Source organism: Rhizobium sp. C1 (assembly GCF_021026335.1).
In the GTDB taxonomy this organism is placed as follows: domain Bacteria; phylum Pseudomonadota; class Alphaproteobacteria; order Rhizobiales; family Rhizobiaceae; genus Ensifer_A.
Genome location: NZ_JAJNCY010000003.1, coordinates 327,254 through 341,967, shown reverse-complemented (window position 1 = coordinate 341,967; position 14,714 = coordinate 327,254). Strand labels below are relative to the sequence as shown.

At 61.1% G+C, this 14,714-nt stretch carries 21 protein-coding genes; 14 read left to right on the top strand and 7 right to left on the bottom strand.

The window, feature by feature from the left end; genetic code table 11:
* The first annotated feature begins 6 nt into the window (after positions 1-6).
* Positions 7-552 (top strand): flavin reductase, encoded by a 546-nt coding sequence (locus LQK83_RS09895; protein WP_442966731.1) that lies wholly within the window; start codon positions 7-9, stop codon positions 550-552.
* 400 nt (positions 553-952) lie between these two features.
* On the opposite strand, the gene LQK83_RS09890 is transcribed toward LQK83_RS09895, so the two are convergent.
* The 3 genes from LQK83_RS09890 to LQK83_RS09880 all read right to left on the bottom strand — a co-directional run bounded on the left by LQK83_RS09890 (position 953) and on the right by LQK83_RS09880 (position 2,685).
* Positions 953-1,813, bottom strand: a complete 861-nt coding sequence (locus LQK83_RS09890) for an SDR family oxidoreductase (RefSeq protein WP_230837233.1) — start codon at positions 1,811-1,813, stop codon at positions 953-955.
* Between the two features lie 140 nt (positions 1,814-1,953).
* Complete coding sequence (locus LQK83_RS09885) at positions 1,954-2,283, bottom strand: DUF982 domain-containing protein (protein WP_230837232.1); 330 nt, start codon at positions 2,281-2,283, stop codon at positions 1,954-1,956.
* A 66-nt stretch (positions 2,284-2,349) separates the two neighbouring features.
* Complete coding sequence (locus tag LQK83_RS09880; protein WP_230837231.1) at positions 2,350-2,685, bottom strand: hypothetical protein; 336 nt, start codon at positions 2,683-2,685, stop codon at positions 2,350-2,352.
* A 163-nt stretch (positions 2,686-2,848) separates the two neighbouring features.
* Between LQK83_RS09880 and LQK83_RS09875 the strand changes: the two genes are divergently transcribed.
* Positions 2,849-3,214, top strand: coding sequence for a hypothetical protein (locus tag LQK83_RS09875; protein ID WP_230837230.1), 366 nt, complete (start codon positions 2,849-2,851; stop codon positions 3,212-3,214).
* A gap of 107 nt (positions 3,215-3,321) precedes the next feature.
* Here the strand turns inward: LQK83_RS09875 and LQK83_RS09870 are convergent, their stop codons facing one another.
* The gene (locus LQK83_RS09870) at positions 3,322-3,822 is read right to left on the bottom strand and encodes a YciE/YciF ferroxidase family protein (RefSeq protein ID WP_230837229.1); all 501 of its coding nucleotides are present in this window, start codon (positions 3,820-3,822) and stop codon (positions 3,322-3,324) included.
* A gap of 241 nt (positions 3,823-4,063) precedes the next feature.
* On the opposite strand from LQK83_RS09870, the gene LQK83_RS09865 reads away from it, so the two are divergent.
* The 9 genes from LQK83_RS09865 (at position 4,064) to ligD (ending at position 10,377) form a co-directional block, all read left to right on the top strand.
* The gene (locus LQK83_RS09865; RefSeq protein WP_230837228.1) at positions 4,064-4,183 is read left to right on the top strand and encodes a hypothetical protein; all 120 of its coding nucleotides are present in this window, start codon (positions 4,064-4,066) and stop codon (positions 4,181-4,183) included.
* On the top strand, positions 4,180-4,341 hold the full coding sequence (locus LQK83_RS09860; protein WP_230837227.1) for a hypothetical protein: 162 nt from the start codon (positions 4,180-4,182) through the stop codon (positions 4,339-4,341). Before LQK83_RS09865 ends, LQK83_RS09860 begins: the two co-directional genes overlap by 4 nt.
* Positions 4,342-4,378: 37 nt before the next feature.
* A complete protein-coding gene (locus tag LQK83_RS09855; RefSeq protein WP_230837226.1) occupies positions 4,379-4,642 on the top strand; it encodes a hypothetical protein in 264 nt (87 codons plus the stop codon).
* A gap of 77 nt (positions 4,643-4,719) precedes the next feature.
* Positions 4,720-4,905, top strand: coding sequence for a hypothetical protein (locus tag LQK83_RS09850; protein ID WP_230837225.1), 186 nt, complete (start codon positions 4,720-4,722; stop codon positions 4,903-4,905).
* A 77-nt stretch (positions 4,906-4,982) separates the two neighbouring features.
* On the top strand, positions 4,983-5,636 hold the full coding sequence (locus LQK83_RS09845; RefSeq protein ID WP_230837224.1) for a BON domain-containing protein: 654 nt from the start codon (positions 4,983-4,985) through the stop codon (positions 5,634-5,636).
* Positions 5,637-5,741: 105 nt separating this feature from the next.
* Positions 5,742-6,767 (top strand): DNA topoisomerase IB, encoded by a 1,026-nt coding sequence (locus LQK83_RS09840; RefSeq protein WP_230837223.1) that lies wholly within the window; start codon positions 5,742-5,744, stop codon positions 6,765-6,767.
* A 41-nt stretch (positions 6,768-6,808) separates the two neighbouring features.
* Complete coding sequence (locus tag LQK83_RS09835; RefSeq protein WP_230837222.1) at positions 6,809-7,084, top strand: hypothetical protein; 276 nt, start codon at positions 6,809-6,811, stop codon at positions 7,082-7,084.
* On the top strand, positions 7,081-7,914 hold the full coding sequence (ku, locus tag LQK83_RS09830; protein WP_230837221.1) for a non-homologous end joining protein Ku: 834 nt from the start codon (positions 7,081-7,083) through the stop codon (positions 7,912-7,914). Before LQK83_RS09835 ends, ku (LQK83_RS09830) begins: the two co-directional genes overlap by 4 nt.
* Positions 7,915-7,917: 3 nt before the next feature.
* A complete protein-coding gene (gene ligD, locus LQK83_RS09825; protein WP_230837220.1) occupies positions 7,918-10,377 on the top strand; it encodes a DNA ligase D in 2,460 nt (819 codons plus the stop codon).
* Between the two features lie 24 nt (positions 10,378-10,401).
* Here ligD and ku (LQK83_RS09820) read toward each other — a convergent pair whose 3' ends face one another.
* The gene (ku, locus tag LQK83_RS09820; protein ID WP_230837219.1) at positions 10,402-11,190 is read right to left on the bottom strand and encodes a non-homologous end joining protein Ku; all 789 of its coding nucleotides are present in this window, start codon (positions 11,188-11,190) and stop codon (positions 10,402-10,404) included.
* 394 nt (positions 11,191-11,584) lie between these two features.
* On the bottom strand, positions 11,585-12,061 hold the full coding sequence (locus LQK83_RS09815) for an MgtC/SapB family protein (RefSeq protein WP_230837218.1): 477 nt from the start codon (positions 12,059-12,061) through the stop codon (positions 11,585-11,587).
* A 167-nt stretch (positions 12,062-12,228) separates the two neighbouring features.
* On the opposite strand from LQK83_RS09815, the gene LQK83_RS09810 reads away from it, so the two are divergent.
* From LQK83_RS09810 to LQK83_RS09800, 3 genes are all read left to right on the top strand, one after another.
* Positions 12,229-13,491 (top strand): cation:proton antiporter, encoded by a 1,263-nt coding sequence (locus LQK83_RS09810; RefSeq protein WP_230837217.1) that lies wholly within the window; start codon positions 12,229-12,231, stop codon positions 13,489-13,491.
* 69 nt (positions 13,492-13,560) lie between these two features.
* Positions 13,561-13,785, top strand: coding sequence for a hypothetical protein (locus LQK83_RS09805; RefSeq protein WP_230837216.1), 225 nt, complete (start codon positions 13,561-13,563; stop codon positions 13,783-13,785).
* Between the two features lie 148 nt (positions 13,786-13,933).
* Positions 13,934-14,170, top strand: a complete 237-nt coding sequence (locus LQK83_RS09800; RefSeq protein ID WP_230837215.1) for a hypothetical protein — start codon at positions 13,934-13,936, stop codon at positions 14,168-14,170.
* Positions 14,171-14,436: 266 nt separating this feature from the next.
* On the opposite strand, the gene LQK83_RS09795 is transcribed toward LQK83_RS09800, so the two are convergent.
* Positions 14,437-14,631, bottom strand: coding sequence for a hypothetical protein (locus LQK83_RS09795; RefSeq protein ID WP_230837214.1), 195 nt, complete (start codon positions 14,629-14,631; stop codon positions 14,437-14,439).
* Positions 14,632-14,714: the final 83 nt, after the last annotated feature.

The window sequence follows — 14,714 nt, the reverse complement described above, 5'->3', positions numbered from 1 at the left end:
GAAAGGATGTCTCTGATGACCCTCAACCCGTCTTTCGCCCAAGCCGAAGTTGTCGCGGATGCTGTCTCGCCACAGACCTTTCGCGAGGCCATGTCCAAAATGGGTGCTGCCGTCAACATCGTGACCTCTGATGGCCCAGCCGGCAAGGTGGGCTTCGCGGCAACAGCCGTCTGCAGCGTCACCGACACGCCGCCTACGCTGCTCGTCTGCCTCAACCGCTCGGCCTCGGTCTTCAACGCCGTGATGGAAAACCGTACGCTCTGCGTGAACGTGCTTTCCAGCGCGCATGATCGCCTGTCGAACCTCTTTGGTGGCAAGACGCCCGTGGAGGAGCGCTTTGCGGCGGCGAACTGGCATCGCGGCGTCTCGGGTGCACCCGTGCTCGATGATGCCGTCGTCTCCTTCGACTGCATGGTGACGGAAAGCATGGATGTGGGCACTCATCGTGTCCTCTTCTGCTCCGTGCTGGGGGTTTCCCATGGCGAGGAGGCGGAGGCGCTGATCTATTTCAAGCGCGGCTATCACAGTGTGGGCGTTGGAGTTGCAGGTTAGAGCGCGGATTCGATCAAGCAAGTTCCGCTGTCCATTTCCGATGGCTGACCGACATGATGGGACAGCACGTCCGGTCAAACTTGCCTAAGCCGGACGTTGCGGCATACCCAACCATCTGATTTGGCGTACAGCCGTTTTGCTGCCGAAGCATGAACGGACACGCGCTCGGCGGTTACAGCGCCTTTCTGGACGGGTCGGCAGAATTTGGCACACGCCAGAGGAAGGGAGACTTTACTCGGATTTCGTCGGCGCAATGGTTCCATAAGATATCTTATTGAACCGGAATCAGAATCGCAAAGTTAGAATGTCTGCAGCGCTGGCCGTGGTTAAGATTAGAAACGGCGGGCAACACTGGTCGCCCGCCGGATTTGGGTCGTTGTGAAAAAGCTCCAACGAAGGCCTATATCATCGGCTTTCCGCCGGTCGCGGCAACGGTCGCGCCAGAGACATAGCTGGCCTCGTCACTGGCCAACATGACGTAGATGGGAGCCAGTTCGCGGGGCTGGGCGGGACGTCCCATCGGCGTGTTCGCCCCAAAATGCGCGACCGTTTCGGCCGGCATCGTCGAGGGGATCAGCGGCGTCCAGACGGGACCAGGGGCAACGCAGTTGACTCGAATGTTCTTCTTGCCGAGCAATTGCGCCAGACCGGCCGTGAAATTCTGGACCGCGCCTTTGGTGGTCGCGTAGGCAAGAAGCGTGGGCTTCGGATTGTCGGAATTGATGGAGGCGGTGTTGATGATCGTGCCTCCCTCGCCCAGATGCGGCAGCGCAGCCTTCGACAGGTAGAACATTGAAGAGATGTTGGTCGCTAGGGTCAGATCCCATTCGGCGTCGGAGATATCCTCCAGGGTATCGAATGTCATCTGGTGGGCGGCGTTGTTGACCAGAATGTCAAGACCGCCAAAGGATTGGACGACCTTGTCGATCAACTGACGACAGTTATCAGCTTTCGAGACGTCGATGCGGATCGTCTCGCATGCGCGTCCCTCCGCTTCGATCAGCTTTCGCGTACTCTCAGCATCCTCATCTTCATTGAGGTAGCAGATGGCGACGTCAGCGCCTTCGCGTGCGAAAGCGATCGCCACGGCGCGGCCGATGCCGGAATCGCCACCGGTGATCAGCGCGCGTTTGCCTTGCAGTCTCCCCGAGCCGACATAGCTTTCCTCGCCATGATCGGGTCTCGGCTGCATTGCGTCGGTCTTGCCTGGAACCGCCTGCTGCTGCTTGGGAAACGGAGGACGGGGGAAGTGCTCGTTCATCTGATTTCTCCTTCAGTCACGTTGGGATGAAACCGTCGCTCTGGAGAAATGTTCCGGCCCGGCCTCCCCCCCCAAAAAACGCAAATCGGCCCGCGCATCGCACGGGCCGAATTCGGGCAATGGATCGGCTGAGGGTGCCGTTACACCGGCAGCGCGAAACCCTTCCGTCGCTCCGACGCACGGGGCAGCACGGACGACCTCTGCTTGCGGGCAGGCGCCCGGCCGAAGATCAGAATTCCAGCTTCCAGTGCCGCCGCCATGAACGCCTCGCGTGCCTTTTCCGAGCGGCCAAGCTCGTGACACGCGAGCTTGCACTCCTGAATGGCAGTCTGATGGTGCTTGCCACCAGGCGCCGGCCAGTCGTCGTGCAACAGGGAGAGAGCCTGCATCGGCCCCTCCACAACGGTCGCGTCGTCGTCAAGAACGCCAACGCGGATGGGTGCAATCCATTTGAGATCGAATGTGAGCATGTGCGCTACCTCCAGCCCTCACAACTCGGCCCGAAGACAAAGGTTCCTGAGCTTGTTCACGATTGCTCAACCTTTGCCTGGCCCCCGCGCCGTAAGCGGCAGAATGACCTTGGGATCAACAGAACCACTCAACAGCTGGCGCGGTCCTTCGCTCACGTAACGGCCGCTCAGATCTTCGATCACGGTATAGAGCTTCTCGTTCCGAAAGGCGGAAGCGTCCGCTGTCGACACCCCCTCGCCCGGCTTCGCGTGATGTTGCAGAAAGTCCGCCTCGGCTTCGGCAGCAACCACACGAGCATCACCGCTGGTTCTGGCACGCACAATGACTTCGCCCTGGTCCGGCGAGAGGGACCAGTTCGGATCATCGGCTTCGGCGACCGGGATGAGCCTATAGATATGCATGATTGTGCCTCCGTGCTTGCCCATGCCGGATGAACCGCGCGGCCTAGATCTTGTTCCCGCATCCTCCCTTTCGATGGAACCGAAGCCGCAACGCCGCGTTTGAACACCGGCGTTCGTCTGACGAACCGCAGCGTCAGGAACCCTCTCAGAAGGAGGAAAGAGCATGAGCATGAAGATCGCAACGACGCGGCTTGCCGATCCGGGTGACGACTGGCACGGGCCGATCGTCGAGATCACGACAGACGACCACATCACTCTTGTTGTCAATCTGCCACTGGCTCCGTCGCAGGCAGAGTCCGACCCCATCGACCGGGCGCTCGGCGCACTTTCGGATCTGTCCTCCGCTGCCGGCGATGAGCGGGCAAGGCGCGCCGGCAAGGATGCGAAGGCCAGTGCGCGCAGTGCGCAGGATCAGGCCGAACTGGATGACCAGTTGAACGCGGGGCTGGAGGATTCCTTTCCTGCAAGCGACCCGGTGGCAACGGTCGTCACGTCTACATTGCCGAAACGGGCCCATGCCGGCTCGTGAGCGCGGAACTTCGCCGTTTCGTTACCGTAAGGCACAAGAAAACCCGGCGGGATCAATCCGCCGGGTTTTTGTGTTCAAGCGACGGTGACGACGGCTGATCGAAACGATCAGGCAGCCTTCTTCTGGGCAGCCTGGTTGACGGCCGCTTCGGCAAGCTTGGTCAGCGCCTCATCGGTTTTGGACTCCTCGGCCAGCGTCTGCTCCAGAAGCGTCACGGCGTCCTTGAGGCCGAGTTCGCGGGCCCAGGCCACCAGCGTGCCGTAGCGGCTGATCTCATAATGCTCGACAGCCTGAGCCGCAGCCAGAAGGCCAGCGTCGAGCGCAGGCGCTCCCTTGAACTCCTCCATGATTTCCTCGGCTTCTTCAACGATGCCCTCGATTGCCTGGCAGGTCTTGCCACGGGCATTCTTGCCGATGATTTCGAAGACCTGCTGCAGACGTTCGACCTGCCCTTCGGTCTCGTCGCGATGTTTCTGGAAGGCATTCTTCAGCTTGTCGCTCTGCGCATTCCGCGCCATTTTCGGTAGAGATTTCAGTATCTTACGCTCAGCATAATAGATATCCCTGAGCGTCTCGTGAAAGAGGTCATTGAGGGTTTTCTCGGCCATTGCAGGGTCTCCTTTGGCTCATGTTTCATGCCACAGTCGAACATGTCGCCGCCCGATTTGTTCCAGTTTTCGAAGGCGGTGCGTGAGCGGCCTTCCACCCCCCCCCCAACGGATCCGCCGCCGGGTTACTTTCTCATGCACAACAAGATGTTCATCAGTGACATCTTCCGGAACCTTGCTGCGCTTTTTCAGTTGGGCCCGCCACACGAGCCGAAGTCTCCTAACGATAGAAGAGGCGCATATGAGGGTTGCAATCATCGGAACGGGTTATGTTGGACTGACGACCGGATGCTGCCTGGCGGAGCTGGGTCATCGCGCCCGCTGTTTTGACGCTGATCGGGCAGCCGCGGCGATCACATGATCGACTTGCGGAAGATCATCGATCCGGCAACGGCAATCGCAAGCGGTTTTCGTTATCGCGGGGTCGGACGCAACGGAGGGCCCGTGGCCCCGCGTGCAGAAAGCGGCGGCGAGATCGGTCCGCTGACGGCGGACAAGGCGGCAGCCGCGGCATTTTGAATATCTGCGACAGCATCGTGAAAGAAGGAGGTTTCAAATGACGAAGGCACAACAGACGACGGATCACGAAAAAATCAGGGCCTGGATCGAGGCGCGCAGGGGACGCCCCTCCAAGGTCGCCGCGAAGGGCAAGAGCGGCATTCTGCGCGTGGAATTCCGGGAAAAGGACGAGGATCTGACCGAAATCGGCTGGGACGAGTTCTTCCGGATTTTCGAGGAGTCGAACCTCGCCTTTCTCTGCCAGGAGGAAACCGCCAAGGGCGAGAAAAGCCGTTTCAACAAATTCATCGACCGCGACTGACCCAGAGACAACCTTCTGAAACGACGTCGCCGCCAGCGGGTACCGGAGCATCCGATGCAGGAGAGGAGACAAAGCCGATGCGCGAAGACAAGGCCGAAGACAAGCGCACAAGCGAGATCGAACGTGACGCCGAAGGCCAGTTTGCTCCCAAGCAGGCCGGCGGAAAGAACAATGGCGTCGCTGACGCCAAGCCGCGCGTCATCAACACGTCCGAGGACGCCACCATCCACAACCGTCCGCCCAAGTCGGACGGCAAGAATTAGGCCTCGCTACGAGCCTGGAACAATCAGCCAAGGTTGACGTTCGATGACTATACCGACATCCAAAAGGAGATCGAGACATGGACGATCGTGATTACGAACACGGCCGCCGGCGCGGCCCCATCGTTGCTGGCCATCCGGATCGGGAGCCGAGGGAACGCGGCCACGCGGGCACCTATGACAGGAGCACGTATGGCGGCGATCATCCGCGTCCCGGCGCCCCGCGCTACGGACGCCAGGAAGGCTATAGTGACGGTTTCGATCAGGGCTATGGCGATGGCGGCCCAACCGGAAGCGGCTATGCCCGCTACGCTGCGAGCGGCTTCTATCCGTCCGACCATCCTTTCCAGCGGGGCGGCTACGCCCGAACTGCCTACCCCTATCAGCACTCCTTCCGGGGCAGAGAAGAACGAGGCGGACAGGGCTATTACGGCGAGCGGCGCGATGAGGGCGAATTTCGCGGCAAGGGCCCGCGCGGCTATCAGCGCGCCGACGAGCGGATTGAGGAAGATGTCAATGACCGGCTGAGTGATGACCATCACCTCGATGCGTCAGATATCGAAGTCTCGGTCAAAGCAAGCGAAGTGACGCTGACCGGCGAGGTCAACAGCCGCGCCGACAAGCGCCGCGCGGAAGATTGCGTCGAAAGCGTTTCGGGCGTCACCAACGTGCAGAACAACCTGCGCGTCCGCGGGACCTCCGACCCTCGCTCGGCAACGCTGACACAGGCCTGAACAAGCCTGCCCCTCCCTCCCCCCGAGTACGAAAAACGTCGCCGCAGTCGAGGCTGCGGCGACCTCAGGCTCAACTCGCTTTCGGCGCCACTGAAATCCCCTCCCATGGATGACCCTTTCGATCCCAAACTCTTGCGACAGGCCGGACTGGTTTATGTGAGCGACCGCGAGCCCGGGATCACGCGCCGCAAGCGCGGCAAGGGCTTCAGCTATCATCTGCCGGGCGGCGAAGCCCTGAACGCCGCCGCCGACAAAGCCCGTGTCGCGCGTCTGGCCATTCCGCCCGCCTATCGCGGTGTCTGGATCTGCGCCCTGGCCGACGGTCATCTGCAGGCGACCGGTTACGACGATCGCGGCCGCAAGCAGTATCGGTATCACGAGCGCTGGCAGGCACTACGCGACGAACAGAAATTCGATCAGCTCGTCCCCTTCGGTCATGCCCTTCCCGCGCTTCGCCGGCAGGTACTGGCGGATGCGCAGCGGCTGGAAGAGCCGGAGCGGGCGACGCTCGCGGCCCTCGTCCTCCTGCTGGACTCGGCCCACCTGCGCGTCGGAAACCGGCAATATCTGGCTGAAAACGGAACCTACGGCGCAACGACCCTTCTGAAACGCCACGTGCGCTTCGGTGAGGGGCTGGAGCTGCAATTCACGGCCAAGGGCGGCAAGAAGGTCCGGCGCCACCTGCGGGCGCCCCGGCTTCAGCGCATTCTGGAAAGCATTGCAGACCTGCCAGGCCGCGAACTCTTCGTCTGGCAGGACGTGACGGGAAACCTGCGATCCGTCGATTCCAGCCAGCTCAACCGCTATATCGCGGACATCAGCGGCGCACCGGCCTCGGCCAAGACCTTCCGCACCTGGGGCGGGACGGTTGCGGCCTTTACGGCGGCGCTAAGCCAGCTCTCGAAAGACGAGCGACCGACCATCAAGTCCATGGCGGAAGCTGCGGCAGACGAGCTGGCCAATACGCCCGCGATCAGCCGAAAGAGCTACATCCACCCGCAGGTCCTCAAGATCGCCACGGATCCCCTGATGGGCGAAGAGCTGAAAAAACAGGCGAGCGAGCCCTTGCCCCGGAAAGACGGACTGCGGGCCGACGAACAGCGGTTGCTGGCCTTTCTGGAAAGCCGTTGATCCGGCTGGAACAAATCGCCGGTCCGGATGATTTGAACGCTATGACGACAGAACCGCTTCATCTTCAGCAATCCTCAAAGCCGGACGCCCGAGACCGGCTGATCATGGCGCTATATGCTGAACTCAAGGCCGAACGGCTGACGCGCGAGGCCCTTGAGGAGGCGATCCGCAATGGCGTCGTCTCCCGCGAGGTGCTTGCCGCCATCGTCTCCGATCCGGTGCCCGTGGTCACGTCGGAAGACATTGCGGAAATCGAAGCCGGGCTCGCCCGCGACAAGACATCGACCGAAACCCGTAGCGGGGGACATTCGCCGTGACCCGCCGCGCATTGTGGAAAGGCAAGCTGAACGGACCGGGCGTCGACTGCGGCGTCGCTCTCTATTCGGCCTTGTCGTCGGATGAAAAGGTGTCGTTCCACATCGTGAACCGCAAGACCGGAAACCGTGTCGAGCGCCGCTTTGTCGACAGCGAAACGGAGCAACCGGTGGAGCGAGACGCTCAGGTGCGCGGATTTCAGCTCGATGACGGAAATTACGTCCTCATAGAGCCCGAAACTCTGGCCGCGCTGATCCCCCACAGCGACAAGACAATCGCGATCAAGCATTTCCTGCCCTGCGATGCGGTGGACAAGCTCTATTTCGACAAGCCCTACTATCTCGCCCCCGCCGCAAAGGCGGACGAGGAGGCGTTTCGCGCCTTCAGCGAAGCGTTGGAAAAAGGCGCAACGACCGCCTTTGCACAGGCCGTGCTGTTCCGGCGCAATCGCGGCCTGATCCTGAGGGTTCATGAGGGCATCGTTATCGCCACCACGCTGAACTATGATTACGAGGTTCGCTCCGCGCGGAACGCCTTCCGCGGCCTTTCGGAGCCCCACTATGACGAGGAGCTGCTGGATCTTGCCGGACACCTCATCCAGACGAAATTGAGCCGCTTCGATCCGGCCGAATTTCACGACCGATACAATGCGGCACTGCTGAAACTCGTCCGCGCCAAGATGGAAGGCCGGCCGCTGCCGAAACCCGACAGGGAGCCGGAGCAAAAGGTCGTCGACCTGCGCGAGGCGCTGCGCCTCAGCGCCCTGCAGAGTGAGCGGAAAAGCGACACAAAGCCGAAATCGACCCGCGGCAAGATGCGAAAGGCTGGTTAGCTCATGGGCCTGGAGACTTACAACGCGCGCCGGCGTTTCGATAAAACGCCCGAGCCGGAAGGTGCGACAGGACAATCAGGCGGTTTCAGCTTCGTGATTCAGAAACACGCGGCCCGCCGACTGCATTACGATTTTCGCCTGGAACTGGACGGCGTACTGAAAAGCTGGGCCGTCACACGCGGCCCGAGCCTCGACCCCGAAGAAAAGCGGCTGGCGGTGGAGGTTGAGGATCATCCCCTGGCCTATGGCGATTTCGAGGGCGCCATTCCGAAGGGGCAATATGGCGCCGGTGCGGTCATCCTTTGGGACCGCGGCACCTGGGCTCCGCTCGACGACCCGCACAAGGGCCTGAAAAAGGGCCATCTCGAATTCACGCTCGAAGGCGAAAAGCTCTCCGGCCGCTGGCATCTCATCCGCATGAAGCGGCGCGACAACGAGAAGCGCAACAACTGGCTGCTGATCAAGGGCGACGACGACGAGGCCCGGCCGGGAGACGGCGACGCACTGCTGGACGAGATGCCGCAATCGGTAAAGTCGAAGAAAAAGATCGAGGACATGGCGAAAGCGCCGGTCGCCCACTGGAGCGGCGGCAAGGCAATGAAGGAACCCGGCGCACCGACCGATTGGCCCAAGGGTGCCAAACGCGCTCCACTGCCCCGCTTCGTGAAGCCGCAGCTTGCGACCCTGAAGCCCGTGCCGCCCAAGGGCACGGCCTGGCTGCATGAAATCAAGTTCGACGGCTATCGGATAGAAGCCCGTCTCGACCATGGCGAGCTGACGCTTTCGACCCGCAGCGGTCTCGACTGGACCGAGAAATTCGGGGAGACGCTCGGGAAGGCCCTGCTTGCGCTGCCCGCGGAGAGCGCGATCATCGACGGCGAGATCGTTGTAGAAAGGGCCAATGGCGTCTCGGACTTCTCGGCCTTGCAGAAAGACCTCAGCGAGGAGCGCAGGGACCGGTTCGTCTACTATGCGTTCGACATTCTCTATCTCGACGGCCATGACTTGAGAAACGCAGCGCTTGCCGATCGCAAGGCGCGTCTGGAGGCCCTGCTGCGAAATGCCGATCCGCAGATCCGCTTCAGCGCGCATTTCAGCGAGGCAGGCGGGTTGGTTCTCGAGCATGCCTGCCGCCTCAGCCTGGAAGGCGTCGTGTCCAAGCGTGCCGATGCCAGTTATCACTCTGGCCGCAGCCGAGAATGGATCAAGTCGAAATGCTCCGAGCGGCAGGAATTCGTGATCGGCGGCTATGCCCCCTCTTCCACTTCGCGCGCGGCGATCGGGTCGCTTGCGCTCGGCGTTTATGAGCGCGGCCGGCTTCGTCATGTCGGGCGCGTCGGCACCGGCTTCACCCGCGACATGGCGGAAGCTCTCTTTGACCGCCTCCAGCCTCTGATCACCCGCGAAAGCCCCTTCGAAGAACCGCTTGACGCGCTAGCAAGACGACAGCTCATCTATGTCAGGCCGGAATTGGTCGCAGAGGTCGAGTTCCGGGCATGGTCCGGCGATGGCAATCTGCGTCACGCTGCATTTAGAGGTCTTCGCGAGGACAAGCCGGCGGAAGACGTCGTGCGGGAGGGGAATGTGACGGATCGCAGGAAAACCCCACAGTCGGGCGTCAAGCTCACCCATCCGGACCGTCTCTATTGGCCAGATGAGGGTGTCACCAAGCAGGGACTGGTCGATTACTACGCGGAGGTCTGGCGGCTCATGGCCCCCTTCGTGGTGGATCGGCCGATTGCGCTGGTGCGATGCCCCGATGGCATCGCCGGGCCGCATTTCTTCCAGAAACATGGCTGGCGCGGGATGAACCGGCATATCAACGAGATTGCCGATCCGAAAGACAAGACCGGAAAGCCGGCCATGCGCATTCTGGATTTCGACGGCCTTGTGGCACTGGCGCAGTCCGGCTGTCTCGAAATCCACCCCTGGGGCACAACGACCCGGAACTGGGAACAGCCGGACATGATCACCATGGATCTGGACCCGGCCGCAGATGTCGAATGGACTGCGGTGATCGAAGCAGCCCAGAGGCTCAAAAGCCGGATCGAGAAGGACGGTCTTGCCGCCTTCGTGAAGACCTCCGGCGGCAAGGGGCTGCATGTCGTCATTCCGTTGAAACCTGCGGCGCGCTGGCCCAAGGTGAAGGCCTATGCCAAGAAGCTCGCGGCCAACATGGCGAAGGAAGAGCCGACCCGCTACATCGCGGTCGCCACCAAGGCCAAGCGTCATGGCCGCATCTTCATCGATTATCTACGCAACGGACGCGGCAGCACGGCGGTGGCCCCCTATTCCACCCGCGCCCGGCCGGGCGCCGCCGTGTCCATGCCGCTCGACTGGTCGGAGCTCTCGGCGACGATCGGGCCGGCGCATTTCACGATCGACAAGATACGAAACCGGCTGGAAAACCTGCGCGACGATCCGTGGGCAGGTTTCTTTGCGGCGGCGCGACCCCTGCCCTGACTGTCTCTGTGGACAGTTCGACTGTCAGGGATTGCGCAGGCTGTTTCGCAACGCTTCCGTAATGTCGACAATGCGTCCGGTCTTGGCGGGGGGTGTGTGGGCAGGTGCCTTGGCCGGCCGCAGATCGTCGCGATGTGCTTTCACAATATCGCTCAGACGTTTCTGCATGGGATCCTTGACGAGAGAAGGCCGCCAGGTGCCACATTTCTTCTCGATCGTCTTCTCAAGCTTTGTCATCGCGGCCGCGTCCGGCTTGGGCAATTTATGCAGATCCACCACCGGCCCCCGGACAGTCTCGCCATAGCGCAGGGTCCACAGAATGATGCCGTTTCGCAAGGGCTCGAGCAGAACCGCCCTCTCGCGCCCGTAAAGCACGAGACGGGCGATCCCGAGAACCTGATGCTCCCGCATCGACTGGAGAATGACGCCATAGGCTTCCTCGCTCAGATCGTCATCGGGTTTCAGGAAGTGCGCCTTTTCGTACCAGATCCAGGCGACCGAGCCGGCGGGCACGAAGGCCTCGATATTGATCGTGCGGGTGCTTTCCAGCGCGGCGGAATCGATCTCGTCATCGTCCAGCAAAACGAAGTCGTCTTCAGCGCCGTCCTTGGGAAAGCCCTTGACCTCATTGCGTTCCGACACCGGCCGGTGGGTCTTGCTGTCGAAATAGCGCGCCTCGACTCGATTGCCGGTATCGCGGTTGATGAGGTGAAAACGGATTTTCCTAGATTGCGTCGTCGCCGCCGTCAGCGATACCCGCGCCGTCACAAGCGAAAGCTTGAGATGGCCTTTCCAGTCTCGTGTTCGTGCCATGGGATTTCCCGTTTCTGAAGGACTGCTGGAGACGGTCAAACGAGGCATCCGGGCAATTGTTCCAGGGATGATCAGCATCTTCCAGAGGAACAGGTGGCGCTAAGCGCGGTTACGCATCTCGACCCATGAAAAGGATAGACCGTGCAGTCTTTAAGGCCGCTTTGCGCGGGACGGTCACCGCTCTGCGGGGTCGTGCCCGGTATGTGCGCCTCTGCCTTGAAGGGCTGAGCAGACGGTTCCGCGGCAACAGCTTGCCAGGGCTCAAGGAGCGGCACCGTCAACAGGAGTGCGGATAGAGCCAGAGTTATTCCCTGAATGTTTCGCATCACGATCTTCATGTCCATGTTACAAGTTCGACTTCATCCTGGCACCACGCCCGGGCTAGACGAGGTTGCTATTTCCGCTCCCGACCTCCTCTCTTCGGGGCGTCGGTCCGGGTATGGTCTTTCAGAGGCGGCATGGTTTTTTCGACGCTGCGCAGCAGCGACAGCACCACCAGCGCCGCGGCGGTGGCGACGAGCGCGATCCGCCAGAAGCCAAGACCGGCCGCGAGCCCGATCGCGCCCGCAAGCCAGATTCCCGCCCCCGTCGTCAGACCCACCACGCGGCCGCGCGTGAAAGCGATCATGCCGGCGGCGAGGAAAGCCACGCCATTCGTGATCGCCTCCAGAAGCCGCATCGGATCCATGCGGATCTGGCCTTCGAAGAGTTTCGAGCGGGCGAGTTCGAGCGCTATTGTGGCGAGAACCGCTGCTGAAAGGCTGACCAGAATATGCGTCCTGAGCCCGGCCGAATGGTTGCGCCATTCGCGTTCCGCACCCACCACTGCGCCGCAAACGGCCGCAAGCAGGAGGCGAAAAACAATTGCCATCCAGGGCAAGGTTTCCGCTGTCGCCACCTGCGCAAAAAATCCGTCTGTCATCGTTCAAAACATGGATGGGCACGATTGGTTCCCAAGCCGCAGCTGCGCTGGTCCTCGGAACCAAACGCCTTTTCATAGGTTGCTGAAATGAACCGACCCGTAACGCGGAGACTCGCGTGCTCTTTCAAACCATCTCTGCCCTTGTCGTGGCGACAGCCGTTTTCAGCTGGATCAACCGCCGCTTTCTCGGTCTTCCGAGCAACGTGGCGCTCTTGATCATGGGTATGGCCGCGGCCTTCATTCTGCTCGGCGTGGAACTCGTTCTTCCGCACGAGACCGTCCCTCAGCGGCTGAAAACGGCCCTGGGCGAGATCGATTTCTACACGACCGTCATGAACGGCATGCTGGCCTTTCTGCTCTTTGCCGGCGCTGCGACCATGGAATGGGACAAGCTGCGGGCTCGCGCGCCGATGGTTTCGCTGCTGGCGACGATCGGGGTCGTCGTGTCGGCCTTTCTGGTGGCGGCGATCTGCTGGCTGGCCGCGCAGGCCCTGAGCCTTCCGATCGGGTTTGCCTGGTGCCTTGCTTTCGGCGCGCTGATCGCGCCCACAGATGCGGTTGCCGCGATCGCCGCACTGAAATCCGTGGATCTGCAGGAAGCGCTCGAAACGGAGATCTCGGGCGAAGCACTGTTCAACGACGGCGTGTCGATCGTCCTTTTCACGGTGGCGCTGCAATTCGCCATGACGGGCCCGCAAAACCCGCAGCCCACGGAAATCGCCATTGCCCTTGTGCAGCAGACTGCCGGCGGTCTGCTGCTTGGTCTTACAACGGGGTATCTCGCCTTTCACGCGATCAGGACGGTCAACGACTATTCCGACGAAGTTCTGTTTTCTCTCGCTCTGGTGATGGGCACCTACGGGCTGGCCGAGACCCTCAATGTCAGCGGTCCGATTGCCGTGGTGATCGCCGGCATCTTCATCGGCAATCGCGGGGCGCCGCTCGTCATGAGCAAGGAAACCCGTTCCTATTTCTTTGGCTTCTGGCGGCTGGTCGATTATATGCTGAACGGCATCCTGTTTACCCTTCTGGGACTGGAAGTGCTCATCCTGAACCTCCATTGGACCGTTGTTCTGAACGGCGTCCTCGCAATCCCCGTCGTTCTCGCCGTGCGCTATGTCGCCGTGCGTTTTTCCATGCTGTCGGTCGAAAAATGGCTCGATTTCGGACCGGGCGCGCCCGTTCTGCTGACGTGGAGCGCGATTCGGGGTGCGATCTCGGCGGCGCTGGCGCTCGCCCTGCCGGCGAGCGAGGCAAGACCGTTCATCCTCGCCGGCACATATGCCGTCATCGTTTTCTCGGTCATTGTCCAGACGCTCACCCTCCCGCGCCTGATGAAGCGCTATGCCGGAAGACCGGGAGACGCAGATCGTTCCTGAAGGGACCGGAACAGGAGATGGCCAAAAGGGTTGGGAGGCTGATCCGTCACCACATGAGGAGCAGATGTTATGACAATCGAGAAACCGCAGGATGGCGTACCGGGAACCACCGAACAATCGCCGCGCTGGGAGGGACCACAGGACGTCACGCCGCGAGGCTACATGAAGGCGAAAGACGACCCGGAAAAGGATAGGGACGCTCACGGAGAAAACCTGCGTGATCCGCGGCGCAAGACGGTCGCCGACGCAGGAAAAACACGAAAGGATTCGGCCAAACGTTCCGACACAGACTAAAAAATTCCGGCCCGTACGGAATATTATTTCGCAATCCTTACTGGTTAATTCTGAGGCGGGAGGTTGTCGCGAGGGGGTTATTACGCTATCTTCAATCCGTGGAAGTCAAAAACGACCTCACCAGCCTCTCATTTGAAAGGAGGCGGAAATGTCCACGAACACGCAATCTAGCCCTGCCCGCTTTATCGGCTACTTCTCCCCCACGGAACTTTCGCGTATTGAAAAGGTCGTCAAGGACGTTTGCCTTGACATCGAAGATCACGACGGCTCGCATTCGAGCAAGATCGCCGGTCAGGCGATCAAAATGTATCAGAACGGTGTGCAGGACTTCGATGTCATGCGGAACCGTCTGCGGCTGATATCCGGTTACAAACGCCCTCTCTAGCCGGCGGTCTTACCGCCCGGACAGGCCCTGTACGCCCATGAAATCCGCACGCACCTGCTGAAACTCATTCAATGCGTAGCGTTCAGCGCGCCGGCCTCTCCGCTGCTTCCGTAGAGTGACAGCAAAGTCATCTCCTGCTGGGCGGCCGCCATCCGCGCGGACAGAAATACCGCATCGACATGGTCCGGCGGCGCGGCTCTCATATCAGTGTCCTCATGTTCGCGGGCCCCGCATTCGGGTGGCTAGGCGGTTCATTGCGAGACGGTTCATTGATAGATGCGCAAATGCCGCGCCTCTTCCTCGAGAATATCGGCAACATCGGCAAGCGGCATGTGGGTCGCACAGAGATGGATCGCGCATTCCAGAAATCGCATTGACGATCGGCGCAGGAACTCTTCGCGCTCCTTTCGCGCCAGATGGTCGAGTGTTTCATGCGTCTTCCGTTTGGATCCCCCCGGCATCAACAGCCCTCCTCATTTTGTCCAAGCTCGCCTGCGCCCTTACACACAATGACGGCCAAACCCGAGGCAAGGCGGCTTGTTCC

Coding starts and splice junctions, on each gene's coding strand:
- LQK83_RS09840 (WP_230837223.1), top strand. CDS start 5,742: ATGGATGACCCTTTCGATCCCAAACTCTTGCGACAGGCCGGACTGGTT.
- LQK83_RS09795 (WP_230837214.1), bottom strand. CDS start 14,631: ATGCCGGGGGGATCCAAACGGAAGACGCATGAAACACTCGACCATCTG.
- LQK83_RS09895 (WP_442966731.1), top strand. CDS start 7: ATGTCTCTGATGACCCTCAACCCGTCTTTCGCCCAAGCCGAAGTTGTC.
- LQK83_RS09860 (WP_230837227.1), top strand. CDS start 4,180: ATGATCGACTTGCGGAAGATCATCGATCCGGCAACGGCAATCGCAAGC.
- LQK83_RS09855 (WP_230837226.1), top strand. CDS start 4,379: ATGACGAAGGCACAACAGACGACGGATCACGAAAAAATCAGGGCCTGG.
- LQK83_RS09815 (WP_230837218.1), bottom strand. CDS start 12,061: ATGGCAATTGTTTTTCGCCTCCTGCTTGCGGCCGTTTGCGGCGCAGTG.
- LQK83_RS09890 (WP_230837233.1), bottom strand. CDS start 1,813: ATGAACGAGCACTTCCCCCGTCCTCCGTTTCCCAAGCAGCAGCAGGCG.
- ligD (WP_230837220.1), top strand. CDS start 7,918: ATGGGCCTGGAGACTTACAACGCGCGCCGGCGTTTCGATAAAACGCCC.
- LQK83_RS09870 (WP_230837229.1), bottom strand. CDS start 3,822: ATGGCCGAGAAAACCCTCAATGACCTCTTTCACGAGACGCTCAGGGAT.
- LQK83_RS09845 (WP_230837224.1), top strand. CDS start 4,983: ATGGACGATCGTGATTACGAACACGGCCGCCGGCGCGGCCCCATCGTT.
- LQK83_RS09850 (WP_230837225.1), top strand. CDS start 4,720: ATGCGCGAAGACAAGGCCGAAGACAAGCGCACAAGCGAGATCGAACGT.
- LQK83_RS09865 (WP_230837228.1), top strand. CDS start 4,064: ATGAGGGTTGCAATCATCGGAACGGGTTATGTTGGACTGACGACCGGA.
- ku (WP_230837219.1), bottom strand. CDS start 11,190: ATGGCACGAACACGAGACTGGAAAGGCCATCTCAAGCTTTCGCTTGTG.
- LQK83_RS09875 (WP_230837230.1), top strand. CDS start 2,849: ATGAGCATGAAGATCGCAACGACGCGGCTTGCCGATCCGGGTGACGAC.
- LQK83_RS09885 (WP_230837232.1), bottom strand. CDS start 2,283: ATGCTCACATTCGATCTCAAATGGATTGCACCCATCCGCGTTGGCGTT.
- LQK83_RS09805 (WP_230837216.1), top strand. CDS start 13,561: ATGACAATCGAGAAACCGCAGGATGGCGTACCGGGAACCACCGAACAA.
- LQK83_RS09835 (WP_230837222.1), top strand. CDS start 6,809: ATGACGACAGAACCGCTTCATCTTCAGCAATCCTCAAAGCCGGACGCC.
- LQK83_RS09880 (WP_230837231.1), bottom strand. CDS start 2,685: ATGCATATCTATAGGCTCATCCCGGTCGCCGAAGCCGATGATCCGAAC.
- LQK83_RS09800 (WP_230837215.1), top strand. CDS start 13,934: ATGTCCACGAACACGCAATCTAGCCCTGCCCGCTTTATCGGCTACTTC.